Genomic DNA, 18,758 nt, shown 5'->3' with positions numbered 1-18,758 from the left:
GCGCTCAGGGCTTGGCGGCGTGCCCTGGCGCCCTTGCCGTCATTCGGCGTCGTCTTCTTCCTCGAAAACCACCGAAGGAGGTGCCATCACGCGCGCCATGTCGGTCATCGTGGGCACCAGGCCGCGTGCAAGGTAGCTGTAGGGCGTGTCGGGCTCCAGCGCCGCAGCGGCAAGATTGGCCATGGGCTGGTTCATCGTCAGGTAGTAGCTGCCCACGGGCGCTTCGACGGCGCCGCGCGTGAGCGCATAGGCGCCGCTGGCGGGCGTGGCCGAGCGGGCTTCGTTGTACGAGTCGGCCAGCAGCTGGCCGGGCTCGGCCACCTTGAGCACCTGCAGGCCCAGCAGCCGCAGCCTGTCCACGGCGGGCTGGGCGCTGGCGGACAGCCAGTAGCCGCAGGAGCGTGGGCGCGACAGCGTGGTGCGCGGCTGCAGCGAAGCGTTCCAGTCCACGCGCACCTGCTGGTCGGCGCCCGTGTCGGGCTGGATCATGGTGAGGGTGCGCTGCTCGGGGGTCTGCTCGGCCAGCACGGCCAGTTGCTGATGGCAGGCAAGGGAGGCGGTCTCGCGGGCCACGAAGGCCTGCACCTGGGTGAGGTCCTTGGCGCGCTCGGCGCTGGAATGCAGCATGCGTGTGGACGCGGTGACCAGGGTGTGCACGCGCCGCTGGATGTGGGCGCGGCCCAGGTCCGAGCCACGGCTGCTGACCAGGTAGCCCACCGAGTTCTTGAGTCCGCTGACGTTGCGCAGCGAATCGGGCGCGAGGCTGCCCATGGAGATGGACTTGTCCTGCAGATCCTGGCTGGTGGTGTAGTACCAGTCGCTGCTCAGGCCGGCCTGCGACAGCGCGGTGCGCAGCGGTGCCGTGTACCACTCGCGCGCAGCCTTGGTCACGAATTCATTCTGGTTGGCCGTGGCCGAGTACTGCAGCAAGGCGTCGTAGCGCTGTATGGCCTGGTACTTCTGCAGGAAGATGCTGGCGGCGGGGAATTCCTGCAGGTCCACCACGGCGACGGGGCGGTAGTCGCGTGCCAGCGTGGCCAGGGCCTTGGCCTCCGGCGTGTTCAGGAGCAGGTGGTCATGGGCGATGTCGGTGCCATCGGCTGCATTGCGCGTGCCGGCTTCCACGGCGTCGGGGTTGGCGCGCGGCACGAGGATCACGTTGATCTGCTGCAGCAGCGGCTCCAGCAGGCCGCCGGGCGCGAGCTCGCGGGCGATGATGAGCAAGGCCTCCGTACCCGCGGGTTCGTCGCCGTGCTGGCCGGCCACGAGCATGACCGTGGGGCGGCGACTGTCATAGAGCGCCGACGGCTGAATGCCGGGTGCGCGCGTGGCCACCAGGGCCTGGATGGGGCTGCCGCGCTGCGAGCTGCCGGGCTGCACGATACCCAGGCGCGTGTCGCGGCCCAGGGATTTGCTGGCCTGGCTGTTCAGCCAGGAAGACAGTTCGCTGGCCGTGGTGAACTGGTTGCGCTGCGGCGCCAGGCCCGGTGTGTCGTAGCGGGTGGCTGGATCGGGAAAGCGCGCAGCCACGGCCGCGTTGTAGGGCAGGGGGACCAGGTTGTTGGCCGGCGCGATGGGCTGCGTGGTCGCCTGGGGCACCACCGGGGTGGCAGGGGCCGGCCGGGTGGGGGCGGGAGCCTGGGGCTTGGAGGTGGTGGGCCATGGCGGCAGCGGGGTGCTGGCGCAGGCGGAAAGCAGGGCTGCGCACGCCAGGGCCGACCACCGCAACCTGTCCTGTGGCAGCTCCGAATCGGGGCGCTGGCTGGAGGGGGTGGCGTGTGGGGTCTGCAGTGTCATGGCGTGGCCTTGAGGAACCAGTCGGGGGAGTCTTTGAAATCCGGGAAAAGGGCGCGGCCTTCAATAGCCGCAGGCCGCAATGCTATCGGGATGATAGCCATGCAGGCTTGCGGCGCGCTGTCGGCTGAATGCGCAATCTGCGCCATGTGAAAAGGGCTGCAGCCCCGGAGAGATGCAGCCCCTTTTTGTTGGCGGATTCCTCGGCTTGCCGCAGGGCATGCCAAGGAGCCGCAGTGCAGGTCAGCGACCGTAGCCGCCGCGCGAGGGGCCGCCACGGCCACCGCCGCCGAAGCCGCCACCACCACCGCCGCCATTGCCGCCGCGGTTGAAGCCGCCACGGCGGCCGCGTTCGGCCATGGTGTCCACGCTGGTGCGCATCGGATCGGGCTGGCCGCCACCTGCGCTGCCACGGGGGCCGCTGCTGCGTGCATGGCCCAGCTGCGTGCCCAGGTGGGCATCAGCGCGCGGGGGTTGGTCATCGAAGCGACGGACACCGCCGCCGCCTTCGCCGTCAGGGCGCGGGCCGCGCCTGGGGGCGTTCTGGGGGGCTGCCTTGGGACGGTGGGCGGCGCCGGAGCCATTGCCCGGACCATCGAAGCGATCGCGGCGCGGCTTGTTGTTGGCGCTTGCACCGGCGTGGTTGCGGCCACGGCCCTGGCCGCCGGCGTTGCCTTCGGAGCGGCCTTCGTCCGAGCCGGCCTTGGGCGCCTGACCACGGCCACCTGCGCGACCGCCACGGTCGGGCTGGGTGGCCTTGGTGGTGCGGATGCGGTCCATCATTTCCTGGCGCGCAGCCTTGGCGGCGGCCTGCATGACGTCACGGCTGGGCGGCTTGCCCGCACCGCCCCAGATGGTCTGGCGGCCCATGGCGATGGGTTCGGCCACTTCGTCCTCTTCAGGGCCGAAGCCTTCGAGCACCTGCACAGGGATTTCCTGCTTGGTGAAGCGCTCGATGTCCATCATGAAGCCTTCTTCGTCCATGCAGACCAGGCTGACGGCGTGGCCTTCGCGACCGGCACGGCCCGTGCGGCCGATGCGGTGCACGTAGTCCTCGGACACGTTGGGGATCTCGTAGTTCACGACGTGCGGCAGCTCATCGATATCGATGCCGCGTGCAGCGATGTCGGTGGCGACCAGGGCGCGCAGTTCGCCGGTCTTGAAGCCAGCCAGGGCCTGGGTGCGGGCGCTCTGGCTCTTGTTGCCGTGCAGCGCCATGGCGCTGATGTTGTTCTTGGTCAGGAATTCGGCAACGTTGTTGGCGCCGAACTTGGTGCGCGTGAACACCAGAACCTGGCTCCAGTTGTTCTCGTTGATGATGTGCAGCAGCACCTGCTTTTTCTTGCCGCGGCCCACGGGGTGGATCACCTGGGTGATGCGCTGCACGGTGGTGTTGCTGGGCGTGACCTGGATGGACTGCGGGTTGCGCAGCAGGCCGTTGGCCAGGTCGCGGATCTCGTCGCTGAAGGTGGCCGAGAACAGCAGGCTTTGCTTGTCCTTGGGCACCAGGGCCAGCACCTTCTTGACGTCATGGATGAAGCCCATGTCCAGCATGCGGTCGGCTTCGTCGAGCACCAGGACTTCGACGGTGGACAGGTCCATGAAGCCTTGCTGCTGCAGATCCAGCAGGCGGCCCGGCGTGGCGACCAGGATGTCCACGCCCTTCTTGATGCGGTCGATCTGGGGCTTCATGCCCACGCCGCCGAAGATGACGGTGGAGTTGATGTCCAGGTACTTGGCGTAGCTGCGCACCGATTCCTCGACCTGTGCGGCGAGTTCACGCGTGGGCGTCAGCACCAGGGCGCGGATGCCCTTGCCGCCGAACTTGTTGCGCGGCACCTGGCCTTGCGAGAGGCGGTGCAGCATGGGCAGGGTGAAGGCAGCGGTCTTGCCGGTGCCGGTCTGGGCACCTGCCAGCAGGTCGTGGCCGGCGAGCACCGCAGGGATGGCCTGTGCCTGGATGGGAGTCGGGTTCTCGTAACCCTCCTCAAGCACGGCCTTCAGAATGGCGGGAGCCAGATTCAGTTCTTCAAATGTCATGTGATCAAAGATGCGCCCGTCCGGGGCGCTGGGTATCTGCCTGTCGAGGCAACCAGGGCGGTTGCCGGACCAGTCGTAGGCGGATGTAGTTCAATGTCGGGAGCCTGGAAAACAGCGTCCATCGTCCCCAGCTGGAATGCTGATGTCACGGGCAACTGGAACCCGTGACGCAGGGTATTGTCGCATGCGCGGATAATCACGGCTGGCGTGCAACCGATTTGTTGCCCGGTTTTTGCAGAAATCAACGATTCAAGTACTCGGACCAGAATGGCTCAATACGTTTTCTCGATGAACCACCTCACCAAGACCGTGCCGCCCAAGCGGCAGATCTTGAAGGACATCTCTCTCAGCTTTTTCCCGGGCGCCAAGATCGGCGTGCTGGGTTTGAACGGCTCGGGCAAGTCCTCGCTGCTCAAGATCATGGCTGGGGTGGACAAGGAATTCGAAGGCGAGGCGCTGCCCATGCAGGGCCTGTCCATCGGCTACCTGCCGCAGGAGCCGCAGCTCAATGCGGAGCACACCGTGCGCCAAGCCGTGGAAGAGGCCATGGCCGAAGTCAACGCGGCCCGTTCGCGCCTCGATGAAATCTACGCCGCCTATGCCGAGCCCGATGCCGACTTCGACGCGCTGGCCGCCGAGCAAGGCGAGCTCGAAGCCAAGATCGCCGCTGCCGGCACCGACTCCGAGCACCAGCTGGAGATCGCTGCCGACGCCCTGCGCCTGCCGGCCTGGGATGCCGTGATCGGCAAGCTGTCCGGTGGCGAAAAGCGCCGCGTGGCCCTGTGCAAGCTGCTGCTGTCCAAGCCCGACATGCTGCTGCTTGACGAACCCACCAACCACTTGGACGCCGAGTCCGTGGAATGGCTGGAGCAATTCCTGCACCGCTTCACCGGCACCGTGGTGGCCATCACCCACGATCGCTACTTCCTGGACAACGCTGCCGAGTGGATTCTGGAACTGGACCGTGGCCACGGCATTCCCTACAAGGGCAACTACTCCGAATGGCTGTTCCAGAAGCAAAGCCGCCTGGAGTCCGAGCAAAAGGGCGAGGAAGCCCGTGCCAAGGCCCTGAAGAAGGAACTGGAGTGGGTTCGCCAGAATGCCAAGGGCCGCCAGACCAAGTCCAAGGCCCGTATCGCGCGCTTCGAGGAACTGAGCGATTTCGAATACCAAAAGCGCAACGAAACCCAGGAAATCTTCATTCCTGTGGCCGAGCGCCTGGGCACCCAGGTCATCGAGTTCAACAACGTCACCAAGAGCTTTGGCGACCGCGTGCTCATCGACAACCTGACCATGAACATCCCCGCTGGCGCCATCGTCGGCATCATCGGCCCCAACGGTGCCGGCAAGTCCACGCTGTTCAAGCTGATCGCGGGGCGCGAGCAGGCCGACTCCGGCGAAGTCATCGTGGGCCAGACGGTCAAGATGGCCTATGTGGAGCAGACGCGTGACGCGCTGGCCAACGACAAGACGGTGTGGGAAGACATCTCGGGCGGGCTGGACATCATCAACGTCGGCAAGTTCCAGATGGCGTCGCGCGCCTACGCAGGCCGCTTCAACTTCAACGGCCAGGACCAGCAAAAGAAGGTCGGCAACCTCTCCGGCGGCGAGCGCGGCCGCCTGCACCTGGCCAAGACGCTGATCCAGGGCGGCAACGTGCTGCTGCTGGACGAGCCCTCCAACGACCTGGACGTGGAAACCCTGCGCGCGCTGGAAGATGCGCTGCTGGAGTACGCGGGCACGGTGCTGGTGATCTCCCACGATCGCTGGTTCCTCGACCGTATCGCCACGCACATCCTGGCGGCCGAAGGCGATTCGCAATGGGTGTACTTCGACGGCAACTACCAGGAGTACGAAGCCGATAAGAAAAAGCGTCTGGGCGAGGAGGGTGCCAAGCCCAAGCGCATGCGCTACAAGGCACTGAAGTAAGCATCAAAGGCAAGCCTCAAAGCGCCTCCGGCACGGGCTGGAGCCTGTATTCTTCGGGCCATGAATCCTCCACCCGTTTCTGTTGCCGCGTTGCAAGCCTGCCTGGTGCAGGCTGTGCGTGGCTCGGAGGCGCTGATCCTGCGGCTGCTGCAGCGCACGGCGCATGCCATGGAGCAGGCCGACCAGCCGGGCTCCGGCCTGCCGCGCCGCGCTGAAATCCCCGAGGCACTGGAGCTGCTGGCCCGCCACCGGGCGCCCATGCTCAAGGGCTATGGGCGGGCGCTGCTGGAATGCTTTGGTCAATCCGGCGGCGCTGCGGCCTGGCCCCCTGTGCCTGGCATTTCCGGTGCGTCCGGTGTGCCCGGCACCACCGATTTCGCCTCCCTCTCCCTCCTGGACGACTCCGTGCTGCAGTCGCAGCTGGCCCACCAGCGCCTGCTGCAGCACGTGGCGCCGCAGGTGGAGATCGCGCTGGCCGAGCTCGATGCCCTGGTCAGCGCCGTCCAGGGCCTGGACCGTGTCCAGCCCGAACGCAATCCGCTGCGGCCCCACAGCTATGTGCAGGCGCTGCAGCGCGTGATCGACGACACCGGGGTGGACCCCGGCTCCGCCGCCTGCTGGCTGGGCTTCATGCGCGAGCACCTGGGTGCGCTGCTGGTGTCCGAGTACGGCCATATCGCCCAATCCCTGCGTGACAAGGGGGTGCAGCCTGCGGCCTATGGCCTGGCGCCGGTACAGGCCCCTTCGCCCGAGGCGGGACGCCGCCATTCCGACCTGCCGGGGCAAAGCCGCTGGCGGGCACCTTCCCACTATGGCGATGCCGTGGCCCAGAGCCGCGCCTATGGCTCCTTTGGCCAGCAGGCCCAGGAAGATGAGCTGACGCGGCGCCTGGTGGCGGCCCTGCTGTCCGATCCACGCTGGATGGATTCGCACCGCGAGGCGCCCGCTGCGGCGCCTTCTTCCATGTTGGCGCTGGCCCACACATCCGCCTATTCCGTGCCCGGGCAGTTTGCGCCGGCCATGGACGGCGCAAGCCGCCTGCAGACCACCGCCTGGCAGGGCAGCGAGACGGCACCCACCGTGCTGGCGGCGCTGCCCGAAGGCTGGACTTCGCTGAGCTGCATGGCGCTGGAGTCCGTGCAGCACCACTCGGCCCAGCTGGAGCAACTGATGCAGGCGCTGCAGCCGCCCGAGCAGCAGGAGCCCGCACCCGGCGTGCGCGCCGACGACGGCGCCGCGCTGCACACCCTGCAGCGCATGATGCGTTTCATGGCAGCCGACACGCGCCTGCTGCCTTCCGTGCAGCGCACCGTGGGCCGTCTGGAGCCGCTGCTGCAGCAGCTGGTTGTCCAGGACGCGCGCTTTTTTGAAGACCGCAGCCACCCCGCGCGCCAGCTGCTTGATGAGCTGACGGCACGCAGCCTGTGGTTCGACAGTGAATCCGCGCCGGGCTACGGTCAATTCCTGCAGGTGGCCGATTCCGCCGCCATGCGGCTGGCGGCCCTGCAGCGTGCCGATGCGTCGGCCTTTGCCACGGTGCTGCAGCAGCTGCGCGACGGTTGGGGCGGCAGCGGCATGCAGCCCGTGGGTCCTGGCGAAATGCCGGAAGGCGGCACGGTGACCGGGCCTGTCTCGGCTGCGCTCAGGCATGTGGAAAGGCGGGGCGTGGACCCGCGCTGGCCCGAAACCGCCATGCCCAGGGCCGAGCAGATCGCAGCCGCCATCCGGCGCCTGCCCAGCGCCCAGGGCGTGCCCGATGACATTCTGGAATTCGCCACGGGACCCTGGGCTGAAGTGATCGCCAGCGTTCAGGAACCCGTGGACGGCAGCGAGGCCCGGGACCCCGGCGGCTATCTGGCCCTGGTGCCCAGCCTGCTGTGGAGCGTGTCAGCCCATGCGGGCCGTGATACCGACCGCCTGGTGGCGCTGGCACCCCGGCTGCAGGCCCGGCTGCGCGCCGGCCTGCGCAGCGTGGGGCGTACGGAAGAGGAAATCCAGGCCTTTGCCGCGCGCCTGGCCGGCCTGCACCAGGATGCGCTGGATGCCGGTGTGGTCCGCCAGCCCATAGAGAGCGTGGACATTTATCTGGACTCCGTACCGCCCACCATCTACGGGTCGGACTCGGTGCTGGCGTCCCTGTCTTCCTCCAATGGTGCGGCAACGCTTGGCCAGACAACGCCCGGCTCCCTGGCGGGCCGTCTGCCGCAGTCGTTGTTTGGCGTGGCGGCCTCCCTGCCGGTGCCGCTCGATGTGCGGCAGCCGATGGTGGACGATATCGGCGCGCTGACCGAGCAGGACCTGGAACTGCCCGAGGCGCTGCAGGATGAGCTGCCGGCCACCCCGGCTGCACAAGCGCCGCAGGCCCTTGCGGGGCAGGCTGCGTTGGCCGGCGGCGAAGCCGCCCCGATGCCTGCCGAGCCCGCGCTGCCCCTGGAGCCAGCGCCGCCGGTGGTTCCCGTGGTGTCCGAAGACTGGGCGCTGGGCACCTGGGTGGAACTGTCCAACGCCCGGCAGTGCATCCGCACCCAGCTGACCTGGGTCAGCCCGCAGCAGACGCTGTTCCTGTTCACGGCCACCGATGGCAGCACCCAGTCCATGACGCGCCGCATGCGCGACAAGCTGCTGGCACAAGGGCAACTGCGGCGCGTGGACTGAGGCGCCTGCCGCACATGTGCCGGCGCCGATGGGGACGAATCGTGCCCAATTCGGGCCTTGCGGAGGTTGAGGCCTGAGGCCTGTCAAAAAGACAATGTCCTGCATCGGTGCGCTCCGGATCACGGGGCGCATCACCGAATAGACCCCACCAGCAGGAGACAGGAATCATGGCGCGTTTGAGGATAGGCATCGTCGGAGCAGGCATTGGCGGACTGGCGGCAGCCAATGCGCTGCACCAGGCAGGGCATGAAGTATTGGTGTTCGAGCAAAGCCGGCAGTTTCTGCGCGTGGGCGCGGACATCAACCTCACGCCCAATGCCGTGCGCGCCCTCGATGGCCTGGGCGCCGACATTGCCGCCGCCGTGCGCGCCAGCGCCGCCCGGCCCACGCACCGCATCAGCCGCAACTGGGACACGGGCGAGGAAACCTCGCGCCTGACCATGGGTGACGAGGCCGAGCGCAAGTACGGCGCCCCGCAGTTGACCATCCACCGCGCCGATCTGCTGGCCGCGCTGGCCGATGCCTTTCCGCTGGACCAGGTGCAGTTGGGCAAGCGTGCCAGCCAGATCACGCAGACGGGGCAAGGCGTGGACATCGCCTTCACCGATGGCAGCGAAGTGGCCAGGCTGGACGCACTCATTGGCGCGGACGGCATTCACTCCGTGGTGCGCGCGGCCCTGTTCGGTGCCGAGAGCCCGCGCTTCACGGGTGTGGTGGCCTTCCGCGCGGTGGTGCCCACCGAGCGCGTGCGCCATGTGCCCGACATCCAGGCCTTCACCAAATGGTGGGGCGCCACGCCGCAAAGCCAGATCGTGACCTTTCCTCTGAACCAGGGGCGCGACACCTTCATCTTCGCCACTACGGCCCAGGATTCCTGGCACGAGGAATCGTGGACCACGCCCGGCAGCGTCGAGGAGTTGCGCGGCTTCTACGCCGATTTCCATCCCGATGCCCGGGCGCTGCTCGACGCCTGCGATGGCGTGCTCAAGACTGCGCTGTACGAGCGCGATCCCCTGCCGGCCTGGTCGCAGGACCGCATCACGCTGCTGGGCGATGCCTGCCACCCGATGATGCCCTTCATGGCCCAGGGCGCAGGCATGGCCATCGAAGACGCCGTGGTGCTGGCCCGCAACCTGGATGCCGCCCCGGGTCCGCAGCAGGTGCCCGAGGTCCTGGCGCGCTACCAGGCCATGCGCATGCAGCGCACCAGCGAGATCCAGATCGGCTCGCGCGGCAACAACTGGCTGCGCGCCGGTGGCAATGCCGATGGCGTCTACGGCTACGACGCCTGGGCGGTTGCGCTGCAGGCCTGAGCCCGGTCAGGGCCGGCAGGCGGCCAGCTCCCTGGCACAGGGCAGCTCCAGCCCTTCGGCCGTGGTCAGCGACTGCGCGGCCAGCACGGCGCGCACCGTGGCCAGGGCCACGGCCTCGGCGGCCATGGCGGACAGGGTCAGCATGCCCAGCGAGTGCTCGGCCAGGCCCGTGCCCAGGGCGAACAATGTGTCGCCATCGCTCATGGTGTGCACGGGGCGTATGGCGCGTGCCAGGCCGTCATGGGATACCACGGCCAGGCGCTGGGCCTGGACCTTGGTGATGCGTGCATCGGTGGCAATCACGCCGATGGTGGTGTTGGTGCCTGCCAGCAGCGGCCGGGGCTCTTCGCCGCGCAGCAGGGCACGGCAGGTGTCGTGCAGCTGGCGGCCATCGGGGCTGCGCGCGCCGGCCAGCAGGGCGCCGCTGTGGGGGTCGACCACATCGCCCACGGCATTGCAGGCGATCAGCGCGCCCACGGTGACGCCGCGCACGGTCAGCGAGGCCGTGCCGATGCCGCCCTTCATGGCGCGATCCATGCCGAAGACCTTGCCCACGCAGGCGCCCATGCCGGCGCCCACATTGCCCTCGGCAGGCCGCGCGGCGCTGGCGGCCTGGCAGGCCGCATGGCCGGCATCGGCACCCGGGCGGATGCGGCTGTCGCCCACCGCCAGGTCGAACAGCACGGCGGCCGGCACGATGGGCACGCGGCCCACGCCCACATCCAGCCCTATGCCCTGCTCATCGAGCCAGCGCATGGCGCCGCTGGCAGCGTCCAGCCCCCATGCGCTGCCGCCCGAGAGCATGACGGCATGCACCTGCTGCACCAGGTTGGAGGGATGCAGCAGGTCGGTCTCGCGCGTGCCGGGGGCGGCGCCACGCACATCGCAGCCCCCCACGGCACCGCCGCGCGCCAGCACGACGGTGCAGCCCGTGGGCCGGCGGGCATCGGTGTGGTGGCCTACCTCGATGCCCTGTACGCGGGTGATGGAGCCGGGGTCTGAGTCGGTGCTTGGCATGCGCTGCTCTGCTCGGTGATGGACAGGCCTTCACCTTAGCCGAAACGGCAGCCCTGCACCCGCTCTTCAGCGCAGCACTTCCAGCTGCGTGACCACGAAGGCGCCCTGGTCCTGCTCGGCGCGAAAGCGCACCTTGTCGCCGGCCTTGAGGGCGGGCTCGGGTGCAGCCACGCGCAGCTGGAAGACCATGGTCATGGGCGGCATGCCCAGGTTCTTGAGTTCGCCGTGGCGCAGCGTGACCTTGCTGGTGCGAGCATCCCAGCGCGTGACCTCGCCTTCGCTGAGGTCCTGGCTGGCGGCGGCGGGTGCGGTTTCGGCAGATTGCGCGCCATGCGCCGCATGGTCGTGGGCCGTGGCCTGGGCACCGGCCCAGGCCGGGATCAGCGCGGCGGCAAGGGCCAGGCGCACGGCAAGGGCGGTACGGGACGTACGGGAAACAAGGAGGGCTGTGTTGTGCATGGTGTGCTCCGGGTTCAGCGGTAGCTGGTGAAGGTGCGGGTGGAAACGTCGCTGTTCATGAGGTTCTTGGTGATCAGCAGCACCTCGTAGGGGTCCTTGCGGCCGCCGTACTCGGGGCCGTCCATGCCGGGGCTGCCCACGGGCATGCCGGGCACGGCAATGCCCACCGCCTTGGGCTTTTGCTTGAGCAGCTTGTGCACGTCGGCCGCAGGCACATGGCCTTCGAGCGCATAGCCTTCTACCAGGGCCGTGTGGCAGGAGCCCAGGCGCGCCGGAATGCCCAGCCTGGCGCGCACGGCGCTGTTGCCGGTGTCGTGCACGGTGACGGCAAAGCCGTTTTGCTCCATGTGCACCACCCAGTCCTGGCAGCAGCCGCAGTTGGGGTCCTTCCAGACCTCGACCGGGATGCGGGCCGTGGGTGCAGCCGCCCACAGCGAAGGGGCGGCGAATGCCGTGCAGGCCAGGGCCATGCGGCGCAGCGCACTGCGGCGCGGGTGGGCGGATGCCATGCGTTCATGTTTCATGGGGTGCTCCTGAAGGGGGAAGAAGTGGCGCGCTCATTGCGTCACCGTGATGGTTCCGCGCATTCCGGCCTGGTAGTGGCCGGGGATGAGGCAGGCAAAGTCGAAGCTGCCTTCGCGGTTGAAATTCCAGACCAGGTCGCCGGATTTGCCGGGCGAGACATGGGCCATGTAGGGCTCGCCGTGCTCCATGGTGGGGAACTTGAGCATCATCTGCGCGTGCTCGTCCAGCGAGGCCGGCGTGCCCAGCACGATCTCGTGCATGACCTGGCCCTTGTTGGCCACGCGCAGGCGCACCGTCTCGCCGCGCTTGACGCTGATGCGCTCTGGCGTGAAGCGCATGTTGTCGCTCATGTCCAGGGTGATGGTGCGCCGGGCGGCCGAGGCATCGCCGGCAATGCCCCAGGGCTTTTGCTCCTTGACCGCGGCGGCCTTGGGAGCGTCATCGTGGGCTTCGCTGCCATGGGCGAAGACGGCAGCGGGGCCGGCGAGCAGTGCGGTGGCGAGGAGGAGGGCAAAGGTGTTCATGAGGTGCTCCTTGGATGGCATCAGTGGTGCTCATGGCCCGCACCGGGCTTGCGCACGCTGGGTGCGCCGGGGGACTGGCCGGGCGTGGTCTGGCGCGGTGCGGAGGCCTCGGCCGCCGGCCCCTTCCATTCATAGGCCACGCTGCCCTTGGGGTGGGTGAACCAGCCCGGGTCACCGTAGTCGTTGGCGCCCAACTGCTCGCGCACCTTGAGGGTGGTGAACATGCCGCCCATCTCGATGGGGCCGAAGGGGCCCGTGCCGGTCATCATCGGGAAGGTGTTGTCGGGCAGGGGCATTTCCATGGAGGCCATGTCGCCCATGCCGCGCTCGCCCATGACCATGTAGTCGGGCACGATCTTCTGGATCTTGCCGACCAGGCCCCGGTGGTCCACGCCGATCATGGTCGGCGTGTCATGCCCCATGGCGCCCATGGTGTGGTGGCTCTTGTGGCAGTGCAGGGCCCAGTCGCCCAGCTCGTCGGCGACGAACTCCACCTGGCGCATCTGGCCCACGGCCACGTCGGTGGTCACCTCGGGCCAGCGCGCGGACCGGGGCACGGGGCCGCCGTCGGTGCCCGTGACCTCGAATTCGTGGCCGTGCACGTGGATGGGGTGGTTGGTCATGGTCAGGTTGCCCACGCGCAGGCGCACGCGGTCGCCGCGCCTGGCGACGACGGGGCTGATGGCGGGGAACACCCGGCTGTTGAAGGTCCAGATGTTGAAGTCCGTCATCTCGGCCACGCGCGGCGTCATGGAGCCGGGCTCCACGTCGTAGGCCGACAGCAGGAAGGCGTAGTCGCGCTGGACCTCGGCGATCTGCGGGTGGGCCGCCTTCGGATGCGTGATCCACAGCCCCATCATGCCCATGGCCATCTGCACCATCTCGTCGGCATGCGGGTGGTACATGAAGGTGCCGGGGCGGCGCGCCGTGAACTCGTAGACGAAGGTCTTGCCGGGCGGGATGTGCGGCTGGGTCACGCCGCCCACGCCGTCCATGCCGTTGGGCAGGCGCTGGCCGTGCCAGTGCACGGTGGTGTGCTCGGGCAGGCGGTTGGTCACGAAGATGCGGACCTTGTCGTCTTCCACGACCTCGATGGTGGGGCCGGGACTCTGGCCGTTGTAGCCCCACATGTTGACGAAGAAGCCCGGAGCCACCTCGCGCACCACGGGCTCGGCCACCAGGTGGAATTCCTTGACGCCTGCGTTCATGCGCCAGGGCGTGGTCCAGCCGTTGAGCGTGACCACGGGGCGGTAGGGGCGGCCGTTGGGCGGTGCCAGCGGGGCGGCGGTTTCGGCCGAGGACTGGGTCGCTGCCTCGGGCAGGGCGGCCAGGGCCACGCGGCTGACGGCGGCGCTGGAGACGGCGGCCACGGCTGCGCCGGTGAAGAAGTTGCGGCGGTTCATGTCAGTGGCTCGCTGTGTTCGTGGGAGTGGGTGCGGCGGCGCTGGATGCGGCCTCGACCGTGCCTGGCGAGGTTCCGGCCAGAGCCAGCTGCAGGTCGGTGTCGGCCAGCCAGAAGTCGCGCTGGGCGTCGGTGGCGGTGGCCACGGCCTGGGCGCTGCTGCGGGCCTCGGCCAGCAACTCCCAGACGCTGACGAACATGCCGTTGTAGCGGAGCATGGTTTCGTCCTGGATGAAGCGGCGCAGCGGCAGCACCTCGGCCTGCTGCTGGTGGGCCAGGTCCCAGGCCGTGCGGTAGCGCATCCAGCTGCTGCGCGCCTCGGCCCGCGCCTGAATGGCGCCTTGCTGCAGCTGGGCCGCGCTGCGCTGGACCTCGGCGCGCGCGCGGCCGCTGGCGGCGCCACCCCAGTCAAACAGCGGCAGGGGCAGGTCGATCTCCCAGCCGCGTGTCACATCGCTGTGGCCGGTGGCCCGGTCCGTGGCGGTGTTGCGGTTGTAGCCCAGGCCGATGTCGCCGAACATGGCGCCCAGGCGTGCCCAGCCACGGCGCTCGGCCAACTGGTCCAGGTCGCGGCGCAGGGCGCGCAGGTCCAGGCGCTCGCGCAGCGCGGTGGCTTCGGCGTCGTCCCCGGAGCGCAACTGCGTGGCGGCCTGCGGGATGGCGGGCAACTGGTCGGGCAGCTTGAAATCGATGCGCCGTCCCCACAGGCCCATCAGACGGGCCAGTTGCTCATGCTCGGCCGTGGCGGCCAGGCGCGCACGCGCCAGCTGGGCTGCGGTGTCCTGCTGGATGCTGAGCTCGCGTGCCTGCTGCAGCCGGCTGAAGTTGCCCACGCGGGCCATGCGCCGCGCCAGCTCGGCCCCGGCCTCGGCCGCTTCGTGCATGCGCTCGCTGGACGCCAGCTGCTGGCGTGCGGCCACGGCGCGCAGCCAGGCGCGGCGCGTGTCGGCAGCCAGCCGCAGCACATCCTGCGCGGCGGTCAGGGTGGCCTGTTCCATCTGCATGCCCTGCCAGCGGCTGCGCCAGGGCAGGGTGATCAGGCTGACCAGGCCAAAGCTCAGCTGGCGTTCGATCTCGCGCTCGTCGCTGTTGACCATGCGGCCCAGGGCCAGCGTGGGGTTGGGCAGGGTCAGGGCCTGAACGCGTTCGGCATCCTGCACGCCCAGTTGCGCCAGGCGCGCCTGCAGGCCGGGGTTGTTGAGCAGTGCGATGCGCACGGACTGGTCCATGTCCAGCGGCTGGCGCAGCCACTCGTCGATGCGCTGCTGCGCCGCGTCGCGGGCCTGCAGATCGGTTGGTGGCAATTGGGTGCCGTCCGGCAGGCGGCTGGCGGTATGGGATTGGACCGCGCCGCGCAGGCCGTCGGGCGAGATGCTGGCGCAGCCGGCCAGGACCAGCACGGCAGCCATGGCGCCGACCAGCCGGGTGGGGGCGAAGAGGGTGCGCTTCATGGCCGGCCTCCGTGCTGCATGTGAGAGCCGTGCGGGGACGGCGCAGGCGTGGATCGGCCGCCCTGTGCGGCTTCCCAGCGCAGGATGTCCATATGGCCGTTGGGAAACTCGGCCACGGCCGCATTGGCCTGGCGCCAGTCGGTCAGCTCGGTTTCCACGGCGCCACTGGCCGGCAGCGCGGCATGGCGCAGCGGCAGGCTGGCCGCAGCCGGATCGATGGCGCCGGTCAGGCCTGCGGAGGAAGAGGCCGGGGGGTGGCTGCCGTCATGGGCTTGGGCCCAGGCAGCGGGGCTGGATGCGGCAAGGGCCGCCAGCCCGAATTGGATAAGGGGGACGAGAAAATGCGCACGGCGCATGGTGTTCTCCTGAATGCGAAACGGACAACGCATCCGCGGCCAGACGCCCCGCCATGCCCGCAAGCGGGCTGCCCATGGAGGGGCGGCAGGGATGGCGCGGACGCACTTCGGGCGTCAGGCTTCAGGAAATGGGTGGCTTGATGGCCTGCAGCTTGGCCGCGCTGGCAAAGCGCGCGCTGCCTTGGGGGCGCAGTGCGGAGGACGGCGCTGCGCCGTCCGAACCGATCTGGCCAGGGGTGAAAAGGGCCGAATGGCAGATGCCGCACAGGGTGCAGCTGGGCCCATGTTCATGTTCGCCGCAGCTGCCGCCCGCAAGGCCACCGGCCTGGGGAGCGCAGCCTGCACTGTGCTCGGCGTGTGATGCGTGATCTGGGTCGTGATCTGCGACGTGCGCCGCATGATGCTGCTCAGGGCTGTCCGGCGATTGCGTGATTTCCAGCGCGACTTCCCGCGCGATTTCGGGCGCGTGGTGGTGGAGTGCCGACGCCGGAGCCAACGCTGGCGCAGATGCCGCAGCCGGCGCCAGGGCCGGCATGACGGGCGCAGCCCCCATGGCCATGGCGTCGCCCAGCAGGCCACGAAGGACCAGCAGCAAGACCAGGACAATGGACAAGGGGCGGCGCATAGGTTTGGAATGATACCGGACGGTGGCGCGAAGTTCCTCAGGCGCGTGGGCTTTGCCGGGGCGGGCGGCGCGTGGCGCGCAGGGCCTCGGCGATCAGGGCCGATACGGCGGGCGGCATGTCCATGGGCAGGGTGGCCGGCACCGTGGCGCGGCCTGTGTTGCCGCGCGGCAGCCGGTCCAGCAGGTGGCCTGCAGGCACCAGGGCCAGGCGCAGCAACTGGCCTGCCACCTCCCCGCCATCGCGCAGCTGCAGCGCATGGCGCAGCATCCAGCAGTGGGATCGCCAGTGCAGGCCCAGCAGCTGCTGGCCCAGCACATGGCTGGCCTCCAGCAGCAGCCAGCGCTGTGCGGGCGCCTGGTCCTGGCTTGAACGGAAGCTGTGCAGCAGGTGGGTGAAGGCGGCGCGGCGCTGGGCGTCGGTCATGCCGCCTCCCTGTCGCTGCCCCAGCGGCGCAGCCGCAGGCCGTTGGCGACCACCAGAAGGCTCACACCCATGTCGGCGAGCACAGCCAGCCACATGCTGGCGTTGCCGGCCAGGGCCAGTGCGAAGAACACCAGCTTGACGCCCAACGACAGGGCGATGTTCTGCCAGAGCACGGCGTGGGCGCTGCGCGACAGTTCCACCACCTCGGGCAGGCGGCGCAGGTCGTCGTTCATCAGCACCACGTCGGCGGTTTCCATGGCCATGCCCGTGCTGTGCATGCCGCCCATGGCAAATCCGATGTCGGCCTGGGCCAGGGCCGGTGCGTCGTTGATGCCGTCGCCCGTCATGGCGGTGGGGCCGCGTGTGCGCTGCAGCTCGGCCAGGGCGTCGAGCTTGTCCTGGGGCAGCAGGCCGCCGCGCGCATCCTGGATGCCGGCTTCGGCAGCGATGGAGCGCACGGTGGCCGTGTTGTCGCCGCTGAGCACCACGGGCTGCACGCCCAGGGCCTGCAGGCGTGCCACGGCCTCGCGGGCCTGGGGCCGCAGCGGGTCGGCCACGGCGAACAGGGCCCGCACGCCGCTGCTGTCGGCCAGCAGGGTCACGGTGCGGCCCTGGGCTTCGTGCATGGCCAGGCCGGCGCGCAGCGCGGCGCTGTCCCAGCCTTGCTCCTGCACCCAGCGCAGGTTGGCCAGGGTCCAGAGCTGGCCGTCGATCTCGGCCTGCACGCCACGGCCGGGCAGGGCCAGCAGCTTGCTGACCGAGGCCCGCACGGCATCGGCGGCCACGGCGGCATCGGCCTGGAGGCCGGAAGCAATGGCGCGCGAGACCGGGTGGTCCGAGCGGCCGGCCAGGGCCAGGGCATATGCGGCGGGCTGGCTGGAGTCCTGGGCCGCGCCTTCTTCGCTCCAGGATTTCCATTCGACCAGCTTGGGGCTGCCCGTGGTCAGCGTGCCGGTCTTGTCCAGGGCAATGGCGCGCAGTTTGCGGGCCGATTCCAGCGCCTGGCCGCCCTTGATCAGCAGGCCGCGGCGTGCAGCCGCCGTGAGTGCGCTGACCACGGTGACGGGAGTGGACAGCACGAGGGCGCAGGGGCAGGAGATGACCAGCAGGGCCAGCGCCTGGTAGGCCGCGTCATGCCAGCTCCAGTCCATGACCAGCGGTGCCAGCACCGCCAGCGCAATGGCCAGCACCAGCACGATGGGCGTGTAGACGGCAGCAAAGCGGTCGACGAAGCGCTGGGTGGGCGCCTTGGAGGCCTGGGCCTGCTCCACGGCGTGGACGATGCGCGCAATCAGGCTGTCATTGGCCGCCGAGGTGACGCGCATCTGCAGCTCGCCATCCTGGTTGATGCTGCCGGCGTAGAGCTCGTCGCCCGGGGCCTTGTCGGCCAGGGCGCTTTCTCCGGTGATGGGCGCCTGGTTGACCGAGCTTTGGCCTCGCAGGACCACGCCGTCCAGCGGCACGCGCGCGCCGGGGGCCACGCGCACGGTGGCGTCCAGCGCCACGTCGGCGGCGGCCACGCGCTGCACGCTGCCGTCGGGCTGGAGCACGTCGGCCGTCTCGGGCGCCATCTGCAGCAGGCTGCGGATGGCATTGCGCGCGCGGTCCATGGCCTGGTCCTCGATGCGCTCTGCCGCGGCGTACAGGGCCATGACCATGGCGGCCTCTGGCCACTGGCCGATGGCGAAGGCGCCCGTGACGGCAATGGCCATCAGCGCATGGATGCCCAGCTTCAGGCGCAGCACGTCGCGGATGCCGGCCTTGTAGACGCCCAGGCCCGACAGGGCAATGGCCAGCACGGCCACGGCCATGCCGCCGTATTGCAGGGCCGGCACGCCGCCCTGGGAGCCGCTGAACCAGTGGGCGGCTTCGGCCAGCACGGCTGCAATCAGCGCGGCCGTGATGCGCGGCCAGCCGGGCAGCACGCTGTGGTCGTGGCCGGCATGGGGATCGCTCTCGTCGTGACCGTGGTCATGGTCATGGTCGTGGTCGTGGTCATGGGCGTGGCCATGGACGTGATCGTGGCCATGGCCCTCGCCATGCGCATGCGAGTGGCCTTGCGGCTTCTTGCGGGCCGGCGTGGGCTGGGTGATGGTGAAGGGCGCGCAGCAATCGGTGCCGCAGGCGGAAGACGGCGAAGTCGAGGCGGGCTTGGAAAGGACTGGGGAGGCTTTCAGGGCCTCGTTGCCCTGAGGGCTTGGCAGGCGATTGGAGTTCATGCGAGCATTGGAAACGGTGAAGTCA

The 18,758-nt window shown here is 69.3% G+C and carries 15 protein-coding genes; 3 read left to right on the top strand and 12 right to left on the bottom strand.

The window, feature by feature from the left end; genetic code table 11:
• Positions 1-39: 39 nt before the first annotated feature.
• Together DELCS14_RS18915 and DELCS14_RS18910 are read right to left on the bottom strand one after the other, a co-directional pair.
• Positions 40-1,797 carry a M14 family metallocarboxypeptidase gene (locus tag DELCS14_RS18915; protein ID WP_013803103.1) on the bottom strand — a complete coding sequence of 586 codons (1,758 nt, stop codon included), beginning with the start codon at positions 1,795-1,797 and terminating at the stop codon, positions 40-42.
• A 240-nt stretch (positions 1,798-2,037) separates the two neighbouring features.
• The gene (locus DELCS14_RS18910) at positions 2,038-3,834 is read right to left on the bottom strand and encodes a DEAD/DEAH box helicase (RefSeq protein WP_013803102.1); all 1,797 of its coding nucleotides are present in this window, start codon (positions 3,832-3,834) and stop codon (positions 2,038-2,040) included.
• Positions 3,835-4,101: 267 nt separating this feature from the next.
• Here DELCS14_RS18910 and ettA point away from each other — a divergent pair, with 267 nt between their 5' ends.
• The 3 genes from ettA to DELCS14_RS18895 all read left to right on the top strand — a co-directional run bounded on the left by ettA (position 4,102) and on the right by DELCS14_RS18895 (position 9,731).
• Positions 4,102-5,763 (top strand): energy-dependent translational throttle protein EttA, encoded by a 1,662-nt coding sequence (gene ettA / locus DELCS14_RS18905; protein ID WP_013803101.1) that lies wholly within the window; start codon positions 4,102-4,104, stop codon positions 5,761-5,763.
• Between the two features lie 60 nt (positions 5,764-5,823).
• Positions 5,824-8,418, top strand: coding sequence for a DUF1631 family protein (locus tag DELCS14_RS18900; protein ID WP_013803100.1), 2,595 nt, complete (start codon positions 5,824-5,826; stop codon positions 8,416-8,418).
• A gap of 167 nt (positions 8,419-8,585) precedes the next feature.
• Positions 8,586-9,731, top strand: a complete 1,146-nt coding sequence (locus DELCS14_RS18895; protein WP_013803099.1) for an FAD-dependent monooxygenase — start codon at positions 8,586-8,588, stop codon at positions 9,729-9,731.
• A 6-nt stretch (positions 9,732-9,737) separates the two neighbouring features.
• Here the strand turns inward: DELCS14_RS18895 and DELCS14_RS18890 are convergent, their stop codons facing one another.
• The 10 genes from DELCS14_RS18890 to DELCS14_RS18845 form a co-directional block, all read right to left on the bottom strand.
• On the bottom strand, positions 9,738-10,748 hold the full coding sequence (locus DELCS14_RS18890) for a P1 family peptidase (RefSeq protein WP_013803098.1): 1,011 nt from the start codon (positions 10,746-10,748) through the stop codon (positions 9,738-9,740).
• Between the two features lie 66 nt (positions 10,749-10,814).
• A complete protein-coding gene (locus DELCS14_RS18885) occupies positions 10,815-11,207 on the bottom strand; it encodes a copper-binding protein (protein WP_013803097.1) in 393 nt (130 codons plus the stop codon).
• Between the two features lie 14 nt (positions 11,208-11,221).
• The gene (locus tag DELCS14_RS18880) at positions 11,222-11,731 is read right to left on the bottom strand and encodes a DUF411 domain-containing protein (protein WP_013803096.1); all 510 of its coding nucleotides are present in this window, start codon (positions 11,729-11,731) and stop codon (positions 11,222-11,224) included.
• Positions 11,732-11,764: 33 nt separating this feature from the next.
• On the bottom strand, positions 11,765-12,256 hold the full coding sequence (locus tag DELCS14_RS18875; RefSeq protein ID WP_013803095.1) for a cupredoxin family protein: 492 nt from the start codon (positions 12,254-12,256) through the stop codon (positions 11,765-11,767).
• Between the two features lie 20 nt (positions 12,257-12,276).
• Positions 12,277-13,659, bottom strand: coding sequence for a copper oxidase (locus tag DELCS14_RS18870; RefSeq protein ID WP_013803094.1), 1,383 nt, complete (start codon positions 13,657-13,659; stop codon positions 12,277-12,279).
• Between the two features lies 1 nt (position 13,660).
• A complete protein-coding gene (locus tag DELCS14_RS18865) occupies positions 13,661-15,109 on the bottom strand; it encodes a TolC family protein (protein WP_013803093.1) in 1,449 nt (482 codons plus the stop codon).
• The gene (locus tag DELCS14_RS18860; protein WP_013803092.1) at positions 15,106-15,465 is read right to left on the bottom strand and encodes a hypothetical protein; all 360 of its coding nucleotides are present in this window, start codon (positions 15,463-15,465) and stop codon (positions 15,106-15,108) included. The genes DELCS14_RS18865 and DELCS14_RS18860 overlap by 4 nt, the downstream gene beginning before the upstream one ends.
• A gap of 121 nt (positions 15,466-15,586) precedes the next feature.
• Entirely contained in the window at positions 15,587-16,078 is a 492-nt protein-coding gene (locus tag DELCS14_RS18855; RefSeq protein ID WP_228676793.1) for a hypothetical protein, read from the bottom strand.
• Between the two features lie 49 nt (positions 16,079-16,127).
• On the bottom strand, positions 16,128-16,514 hold the full coding sequence (locus DELCS14_RS18850; RefSeq protein WP_013803091.1) for a DUF3703 domain-containing protein: 387 nt from the start codon (positions 16,512-16,514) through the stop codon (positions 16,128-16,130).
• Positions 16,511-18,733, bottom strand: a complete 2,223-nt coding sequence (locus DELCS14_RS18845) for a cation-translocating P-type ATPase (protein ID WP_013803090.1) — start codon at positions 18,731-18,733, stop codon at positions 16,511-16,513. Before DELCS14_RS18845 ends, DELCS14_RS18850 begins: the two co-directional genes overlap by 4 nt.
• Between the last annotated feature and the right edge of the window lie 25 nt (positions 18,734-18,758).

It is taken from the genome of Delftia sp. Cs1-4, from assembly GCF_000214395.1.
Lineage (GTDB): Bacteria > Pseudomonadota > Gammaproteobacteria > Burkholderiales > Burkholderiaceae_C > Comamonas > Comamonas acidovorans.
The sequence above is the reverse complement of the archived record's forward strand: the minus strand, read 5'-3'. Positions and strand labels throughout refer to the sequence as shown.

What these genes read in the sequence shown, in the direction of transcription:
- DELCS14_RS18845 (WP_013803090.1), bottom strand. Translation starts at nt 18,733, where the DNA reads ATGAACTCCAATCGCCTGCCAAGCCCTCAGGGCAACGAGGCCCTGAAA.
- DELCS14_RS18900 (WP_013803100.1), top strand. Translation starts at nt 5,824, where the DNA reads ATGAATCCTCCACCCGTTTCTGTTGCCGCGTTGCAAGCCTGCCTGGTG.
- DELCS14_RS18865 (WP_013803093.1), bottom strand. Translation starts at nt 15,109, where the DNA reads ATGAAGCGCACCCTCTTCGCCCCCACCCGGCTGGTCGGCGCCATGGCT.
- DELCS14_RS18850 (WP_013803091.1), bottom strand. Translation starts at nt 16,514, where the DNA reads ATGACCGACGCCCAGCGCCGCGCCGCCTTCACCCACCTGCTGCACAGC.
- DELCS14_RS18895 (WP_013803099.1), top strand. Translation starts at nt 8,586, where the DNA reads ATGGCGCGTTTGAGGATAGGCATCGTCGGAGCAGGCATTGGCGGACTG.
- DELCS14_RS18885 (WP_013803097.1), bottom strand. Translation starts at nt 11,207, where the DNA reads ATGCACAACACAGCCCTCCTTGTTTCCCGTACGTCCCGTACCGCCCTT.
- DELCS14_RS18860 (WP_013803092.1), bottom strand. Translation starts at nt 15,465, where the DNA reads ATGCGCCGTGCGCATTTTCTCGTCCCCCTTATCCAATTCGGGCTGGCG.
- DELCS14_RS18880 (WP_013803096.1), bottom strand. Translation starts at nt 11,731, where the DNA reads ATGAAACATGAACGCATGGCATCCGCCCACCCGCGCCGCAGTGCGCTG.
- DELCS14_RS18915 (WP_013803103.1), bottom strand. Translation starts at nt 1,797, where the DNA reads ATGACACTGCAGACCCCACACGCCACCCCCTCCAGCCAGCGCCCCGAT.
- DELCS14_RS18870 (WP_013803094.1), bottom strand. Translation starts at nt 13,659, where the DNA reads ATGAACCGCCGCAACTTCTTCACCGGCGCAGCCGTGGCCGCCGTCTCC.
- DELCS14_RS18910 (WP_013803102.1), bottom strand. Translation starts at nt 3,834, where the DNA reads ATGACATTTGAAGAACTGAATCTGGCTCCCGCCATTCTGAAGGCCGTG.
- ettA (WP_013803101.1), top strand. Translation starts at nt 4,102, where the DNA reads ATGGCTCAATACGTTTTCTCGATGAACCACCTCACCAAGACCGTGCCG.
- DELCS14_RS18890 (WP_013803098.1), bottom strand. Translation starts at nt 10,748, where the DNA reads ATGCCAAGCACCGACTCAGACCCCGGCTCCATCACCCGCGTACAGGGC.
- DELCS14_RS18875 (WP_013803095.1), bottom strand. Translation starts at nt 12,256, where the DNA reads ATGAACACCTTTGCCCTCCTCCTCGCCACCGCACTGCTCGCCGGCCCC.